The organism is Bacteroides sp. D22 (assembly GCF_000163675.1).
GTDB classification, from domain to species: Bacteria; Bacteroidota; Bacteroidia; order Bacteroidales; family Bacteroidaceae; genus Bacteroides; species Bacteroides xylanisolvens.
Window position 1 is genome coordinate 93,668 of sequence record NZ_GG774810.1, and the last position, 7,200, is coordinate 100,867.

Consider the following 7,200-nt stretch of genomic DNA (forward strand, 5'->3'; position numbering starts at 1 on the left):
GATGATAAAATATGAAGAAATACTTCTTTCTTTTTATAGTTGCCTTTTTTGCATCCTGTGCTCCGGTAGAACAGGATGTAATAATCACTATAGATACGGAAACGGTGCTAAATGATTGCTATATAGGCAATGGGGCGCAGTGGGATCCTTATCAACTGGATTATGGCAAAGGTAAACTAACTATTTCGGAAGCCGATTGGGAGAAACTGTATGACAGACTTGATTTTATGCGTCCGCAGTTTATTCGTATCATGATTAATACTTCTTCGTTTGTTGACCAGGGGAGATTGGTGCCGGAACGGGGGATGGAAGTATTATCCAAAATGTTAGACTACTGCCAGAGTCGTAATGTGACTGTCATGTTCGGAGATTGGGGATGGAGTGTCATTCGTGCCCGCGAAGCAGAGATTGACAGTCAAAGTCTTCGTCACGCAGCTGCCTTGGTTGATTATCTGGTTCATAATAAAGGATATTCTTGTATCCGCTATTACAATCTAGTGAATGAGCCGAATGGTTATTGGGCTGCCACTAATAAGAGTTTTCCTCTTTGGGCATCATCTGTCCGGCAGTTTTATCAATATATGAAAGAATTTGACTTGATCGGAGAAGTTGGTATCGTCGGTCCGGATATTGCCATCTGGGATAAAGCGGAGACAAGATGGATAGATAGCTGTGCAGTGCAGTTGAACGAACAAATAGAACTTTACGATATCCATACTTATCCGTCTAAAGTCACCGTTAATTCTGGAGAATATGCAGATATTATTGCTGCCTATAAAGAGAAGATTCCTGAAGGAAAGAAAATCGTGATGGGAGAAATTGGTTTTAAATTTGTGGAAAAGGCTGATTCTTTGTATCAGAAGGAGAATATTCGTAGAGCCAGGAGTAAAGTTAACGCCTCGTTGGAAGATTCGCAGATGTTTGTTTATGATTATATGTATGGAACAGATATGGCAGATGCTCTTATTCAAACTGTCAATACAGGTTTTTCAGGTTCCATTGCCTGGATGCTGGATGATGCCATGCACTCTAATGAAGCACCTGACAAACTGAAGATTTGGGGATTCTGGAATATATTCGGTGAAGAATGTTTCGGGGCAGAAGAGGAAAACGTCCGTCCGTGGTATTATGCCTGGTCGTTACTGACCAGGTATATGCCTGCCGGAACTGCGGTTTATAGAACAGACACCACCGGAGAGCCTTTCGTAAAGGCTGCCGTATCAGGAAAAGATGGGAAATATATGATTGCTTTGGTGAATGTTTCTGATAGTCCCAAAACGGTAAAACTAAAAAGTGATGTTCTTTCTTCTCTGTCAGGTTGTAAAAAGTTCATCTATTCGGACGGTACGTTGAAACAGAAAGGAGATTGTCTCCTTTTGCCGAATGATGAGAACTTGATTCTTCACCTTGAGAAAGGAGAGACAGTGACTATGCCGGCAGAATCACTGATAGTGTATACTAATTACGATTATTAAAAACAGAATGATGAATTTAAAAACAATAATAGGAACTTTTGTGGTGGGGATGTTGCTTGTTTCATGTACGCACTCTGACAACCGGCTGACAGTGAATGTATTTCAAGAGGTTGTTACTTCCGGTTACATAGGAAATGGTGTGGAGTGGGACCCTTACGATGAAGCCGAGTCATGGGGAGCCTCCGTTTCTGACGAAGACTGGCAGAAACTGTTTAAACGCCTTGACTTTATGCGTATGGGGTATGTGCGTTGTATGATTAACAGTCCTTTTCGTTATTATGATCCGCAGACGGGAAAGTATGATAAAACACGTAATATAGCGTCACTTTCCCGCTTGTTGCAGTATTGTACGGATCATAATATTGTGGTGATGTATGGTGAATATAATCCCCCTACTTGGGCTATGAAGGATGAACAATGTTGGGTGGATATGTCTGTCGATTACCTGAATTATCTGGTCAATGATCTTGGCTTTTCCTGTATCAAATATTTTGTGATCTTTAATGAACCTGATGGGAATTGGGCTTCAACTGACGGTGACTACGACCTGTGGAAATCCATGTTACTCCGTTTTGCGGATAAGATGAAAGAATATCCCGGACTAGACGGCAAAGTGAAGTTTGCCGGCCCTGATGCAGTCGTTGATTACAAGAATCCGTCTTCTCCATTTGACGCGGCAGGATGGGTGAAACAGGCGGCCACCGACTTGGATTCGCACATCGGTATTTACGATATTCATGCCTATCCCGGACAACATGAAGTACGTTCTGGGCAATATGCGGAGATTCTGGCTCGCCATAAGGAATTTATTCCTGCTGGTAAAAAGATTGTGTTGGGAGAGGCCGGTTACAAATATTGGCGTGAAGCAGATTCGTTGTTAATGAAAGAGTATAACCGGCGTGTCGAAGGTCATCCGTTTACTAAAGGTACAGATTCTAATATGTTGGTATACGACTATTTTTATGGTCTTGATATGCCATTGCTCTGTATGGAGGTAATGAATGGAGGATATTCGGGAATAGCTGCCTGGATGTTGGATGACGCAATGCACAGTAGCGGTGATTCTGGTAAGACGGAAGATATTAAGTTGTGGGGAATGTGGAATATCTTAGGAGAAGAAGTCTTCGATGACCCTTCGCAGGAAGAAATCCGTCCGTGGTATTACACTTGGTCATTGATGTGCCGTTATTTTCCGACTGGTTCTAATATCCTTAAAACAACGCTTGATCGCACGAAAGGTGTTTATGCGGCTGCTGGAGAATATCAAGGAAAATATGTTTTTGCTGCCGTTAATATAGGAGACGAGGATCGATCTTTGGATATTTCTTTGCCTGCTGCTCTCGAGAATGTTTCTTTATATGTATATGAAGAAGGGAATAGGCAAACTAACAATGAAGGACACCCCGTCCCTGTCCAGACAGGATTAACTGTTGATGGAACTTATCAGACTATCCTCAAGGCTCAAAGTTTTATTTTATTAACGAATATAGATTAAAAGACAGATAATTATGAAAAAGCAAATCAATATACTTTTGGTCGGATTAGCATCCGTCTTTATGAGTTGTAGCGATGTGGAAGAGGTATCGGCGCTTTATCCGGAATATGAAGAAGTGAAAGAACTCTCCATTGTAGATAAAAATGCGACTTCCGAGACTAAAGCCTTGTATTCGAATCTTTGGGCTATTCAGTCAAAAGGTTTCATGTTCGGACATCATGATGATCTTTGGTATGGTCGTAAATGGTATAATGAGGAAGGACGCTCCGACACTCATGATGTTTGTGGTGACTATCCGGCGGTTTTCAGTTTTGATGTTGCTGAAATAATGGATGATCGTTATCAGAACCCGGAAAATGAAATCCGTAAAAGAGTCGCTTTAGAGGCTTATGAGCGTGGCGAGGTACTTATTGCATGTGCACATCTGAATAATCCGTTGACCGGAGGTGATTCATGGGATAATTCCAGTAATGAGGTTGTGAAGGAGATTCTTAAAGAGGGAAGTCTTACACATCTTAAATTTAAAACTTGGCTGGATCGTTTGGCGAATTTTGCACTGAATTTGAAAGGTAAGAATGGTGAATTAGTTCCGGTCATTTTCCGCCCTTATCATGAGCATACCCAAACATGGTCGTGGTGGGGGAGTTCATGTACGACCAGTGATGAATTTACTTCCTTTTGGAAGTTTACCGTCAATTATTTGCGGGACACAAAAAATGTGCATAACCTTATTTATGCGATTTCCCCGCAAATAGATTCTGTGCAGGGACGTGAGAACTTCCTATTTAGATGGCCCGGCAATGATTATGTAGATTTTTTAGGAATGGATTCTTATCATGGTTTGAGTCCGGTTGTGCTGACTACCAATATGAATACCTTGTCTCGTCTGTCAAAAGAACTGAAAAAACCGTGTGGGGTTACAGAAACCGGAGTAGAGGGTATTCAACGTGATGGTGTTCCGGAGAAAAACTACTGGACACAGCAAATCCTTACCCCTGCTACGGGACAGTTTGTCAGCATGATTGTGATGTGGAGAAACAAATATGATCCTAGTGAAAGTGAGTCGCATTTCTACTCTGTTTTTAAAGGGCATGCCTCTGAAAAGAGTTTTATAAAGATGTATGAAAGTCCGGTTTCGCTTTTCTCTGCCGATTTGCCGGATATGTATACAATGGCTGAAGGAATGAATGTGAAATGATAAACGCTGATGTTATCGCTTTTTATATAAGAATTAGTCTTATGTATACAGAAGACTAGTTTTCTAGCTGAATAACTTTATTCGTCTGACAACTGTATACTTTTTGTCTGACAGTTGTTAGACGAAAGTTCAACAGTCGTCAGACGAATAATTTTTTGCATGAACAGAATTAGCTGTATGTAGAAGGACTATTTCTTATTAGAATTTCGTAATATTGCATTTTATAAGAAACGTGGATGCCATTTGGTTGTATGCTGCTTATTGGGAAAGAATACTAAAAAATACTGAAATAAATAAGATCATGAAAAAGATTTGCCTTCTTCTCTTTTTGTTTTGTACTTGCATTGCTCAAGCACAAAATGCTTATCGCACAGACAAAGATATATCTTATGTCTCTGGTTCCGAAACGGATACCTATCGTTTGGAACGTTGTAAACTGGATATTTATTATCCTGAAAACAAGAAGGATTTCTCAACTATTGTCTGGTTTCACGGTGGTGGTATGGAAGGTGGAAATAAATTTATTCCCAAAGAATTGAGAGAACAAGGGTTTGCAGTAGTGGCGGTGAATTACCGTTTGAGTCCGAAAGCAAAAAATCCGGCTTACATCGAAGATGCGGCTGAAGCTGTGGCATGGGTTTTCAAGAATATTAAGAAGTATGGTGGTCGTAAGGATCACATTTTTGTTTCCGGTCATTCTGCGGGAGGCTATCTTTCGTTGATTCTGGCAATGGATAAAAAGTACATGGCAGCATACGGAGCAAATGCCGATAGTGTAGCTGCTTATCTTCCGGTGAGTGGTCAGACGGTGACACATTTCACTATTCGCAAGGAACGAGGTTTGCCTGACGGTATTCCGGTGGTTGATGAGTATGCTCCGGTAAATAAGGCCCGCAAGGAAACTGCTCCTCTCGTGTTGATTACGGGGGACAAGCATCTGGAGATGGCGGCAAGATATGAAGAAAATGCGTTGTTGGAAGCTGTCTTGAAAAGTATAGGTAACGAGAAGGTGACTTTGTACGAAATGCAAGGATTCGATCATGGTCAAGTACTTGGCCCGGCATGTTATCTGATTGCAGATTATGTGAAGAGATTCAAATAATATAGTTATAATAAGAATAGATTGGAAGATGAAAACACGCAGTGATGCTTTTCAGTTTTGGAAAGAATTGGATTGGGAGAAACCGGCTCCGGGAATCCGCCGCCAGATAATGGGGTATGACGGGCAACTGATGATGGTGAAAGTGGAATTTGAGAAAGGTGCCGTCGGTTCTATGCACCAACATTATCATAGCCAGGTTACTTATGTTGCAAGCGGTAAGTTTGAATTGACCATTGGAGATCGGAAAGAAATTCTTTCTACAGGTGATGGTTATTATGTGGAACCTGACCAGCCTCATGGATGTGTTTGTCTGGAAGCAGGTGTATTGATTGATACATTCAGCCCTATGAGAGCTGATTTCTTAATATAATATCTAGCAGGAAGTCAGATATATGTGGTATGAATTTACCACATATATGGTATTTACCCTGAACAGAATCCGCACTATCTTTGTCATATATTAAAACAAGAGAAATTTAAAACAGATATATATGGAAAAGATAGCAAGAAAATTGACGGATTTGGTGGGTAATACTCCGTTATTGGAACTTAGTAACTATAATACAAGTAACGACCTGAAAGCTCGTCTGATTGTAAAGATTGAATCTTTCAATCCGGCAGGAAGCGTGAAGGACCGTGTAGCATTGGCTATGATTGAGGATGCAGAAACGAAAGGAATTTTGCATCCCGGAGCAACTATCATTGAACCGACCAGCGGGAATACCGGTGTGGGGTTGGCTTTTGTTTCGGCAGCTAAAGGCTATAAACTGATTCTGACGATGCCCGATACCATGAGTATCGAACGGCGTAATCTTCTGAAAGCTTTAGGGGCGGAATTAGTATTGACTCCTGGTGCGGATGGTATGAAAGGAGCCATTGCCAAAGCTGAAGAACTGAAGGCGGTCACTCCGGGAGCTGTCATCTTACAACAATTTGAGAATCCTGCTAACCCTGCCATGCATTTACGGACTACCGGTCTGGAAATATGGAGAGATACCGAGGGGAAAGTCGATATCTTTGTGGCCGGAGTAGGTACTGGCGGGACAGTTAGCGGTGTAGGGGAAGCGCTGAAGATGCGTGATCCGAGTATAAAGATCGTGGCAGTAGAACCTTCTGATTCTCCGGTACTATCGGGAGGTAAACCAGGTCCGCATAAGATTCAGGGAATCGGTGCAGGGTTTGTTCCTAAAACGTACAAGGCTTCTGTCGTAGATGAAATTATTCAGGTGCAGAATGACGATGCCATTCGTACGAGTCGTGAATTAGCCAAACAGGAAGGTTTGTTGGTAGGCATATCTTCAGGAGCAGCCGTATATGCTGCTACGGAACTGGCGAAGCGACCGGAAAATGCCGGGAAAATGATTGTTGCATTATTACCCGATACAGGTGAACGTTATTTATCTACCATTTTGTATGCTTTTGAGGAATACCCTTTGTAATAATGCCGCTTTCCTTCAGATAAAAACAACCGCTCCTTTGGGCTCAAACGATTGTCTTTTTGTTGTAGACATACGGTCGTTTGGATCAAGAGGAGCGGTTGTTTAAATTTGGTTGAACAGCTGTTAGAGGCTGTTCAGCCGGTTAGATGATAATTTGAATTCACCACAAAGTAACGCAGTGTCTCATAGAGTTATTGTCGGGAGTGTATACATTAATAATGCGCATTTACTTATAAATGTCTACTTAGTCGCCCCTTAGAATGTGCTTTTACGCCTAATAATCAACATATTAATATATAAATTGCTTTGATATATCTGCAAGTTTTTGTATCTTTATGGTTGAAAACTTGCAGATTATTATGATAAACAAGACCACCCCTCAGCCCTCCTTGTTCAGCTCTTTGACAGACCAGCTGAATCCCAGGCATCCCTTATACCTGCTTGCCAATAAGATAGACTGGCGCCGTTTTGAAGAAGCTTTCTCCCCGCTA

Annotated in this window: 6 protein-coding genes and 1 pseudogene; all 7 read left to right on the forward strand. The window is 41.5% G+C overall.

Annotated features, from left to right (window positions below):
- Positions 1-11 precede the first annotated feature (11 nt).
- Complete coding sequence (locus HMPREF0106_RS09505) at positions 12-1,475, forward strand: hypothetical protein (protein WP_009040323.1); 1,464 nt, start codon at positions 12-14, stop codon at positions 1,473-1,475.
- A gap of 10 nt (positions 1,476-1,485) precedes the next feature.
- Positions 1,486-2,970: a hypothetical protein gene (locus HMPREF0106_RS09500; protein WP_032851455.1), complete on the forward strand. Its 1,485-nt coding sequence runs from the start codon at positions 1,486-1,488 to the stop codon at positions 2,968-2,970.
- 13 nt (positions 2,971-2,983) lie between these two features.
- The gene (locus tag HMPREF0106_RS09495) at positions 2,984-4,168 is read left to right on the forward strand and encodes a glycoside hydrolase family 26 protein (RefSeq protein ID WP_009040325.1); all 1,185 of its coding nucleotides are present in this window, start codon (positions 2,984-2,986) and stop codon (positions 4,166-4,168) included.
- Between the two features lie 301 nt (positions 4,169-4,469).
- On the forward strand, positions 4,470-5,270 hold the full coding sequence (locus HMPREF0106_RS09490; protein WP_032851456.1) for an alpha/beta hydrolase: 801 nt from the start codon (positions 4,470-4,472) through the stop codon (positions 5,268-5,270).
- A 28-nt stretch (positions 5,271-5,298) separates the two neighbouring features.
- Positions 5,299-5,640 (forward strand): cupin domain-containing protein, encoded by a 342-nt coding sequence (locus HMPREF0106_RS09485; RefSeq protein WP_009040327.1) that lies wholly within the window; start codon positions 5,299-5,301, stop codon positions 5,638-5,640.
- Positions 5,641-5,761: 121 nt separating this feature from the next.
- Positions 5,762-6,709, forward strand: a complete 948-nt coding sequence (gene cysK / locus HMPREF0106_RS09480; RefSeq protein WP_009040328.1) for a cysteine synthase A — start codon at positions 5,762-5,764, stop codon at positions 6,707-6,709.
- A gap of 359 nt (positions 6,710-7,068) precedes the next feature.
- Positions 7,069-7,200, forward strand: a pseudogene (locus HMPREF0106_RS27120) (IS5/IS1182 family transposase); the annotation flags it as partial.

What these genes read in the sequence shown, in the direction of transcription:
- HMPREF0106_RS09500 (WP_032851455.1), top strand. Translation starts at nt 1,486, where the DNA reads ATGAATTTAAAAACAATAATAGGAACTTTTGTGGTGGGGATGTTGCTT.
- HMPREF0106_RS09485 (WP_009040327.1), top strand. Translation starts at nt 5,299, where the DNA reads ATGAAAACACGCAGTGATGCTTTTCAGTTTTGGAAAGAATTGGATTGG.
- HMPREF0106_RS09490 (WP_032851456.1), top strand. Translation starts at nt 4,470, where the DNA reads ATGAAAAAGATTTGCCTTCTTCTCTTTTTGTTTTGTACTTGCATTGCT.
- HMPREF0106_RS09495 (WP_009040325.1), top strand. Translation starts at nt 2,984, where the DNA reads ATGAAAAAGCAAATCAATATACTTTTGGTCGGATTAGCATCCGTCTTT.
- cysK (WP_009040328.1), top strand. Translation starts at nt 5,762, where the DNA reads ATGGAAAAGATAGCAAGAAAATTGACGGATTTGGTGGGTAATACTCCG.
- HMPREF0106_RS09505 (WP_009040323.1), top strand. Translation starts at nt 12, where the DNA reads ATGAAGAAATACTTCTTTCTTTTTATAGTTGCCTTTTTTGCATCCTGT.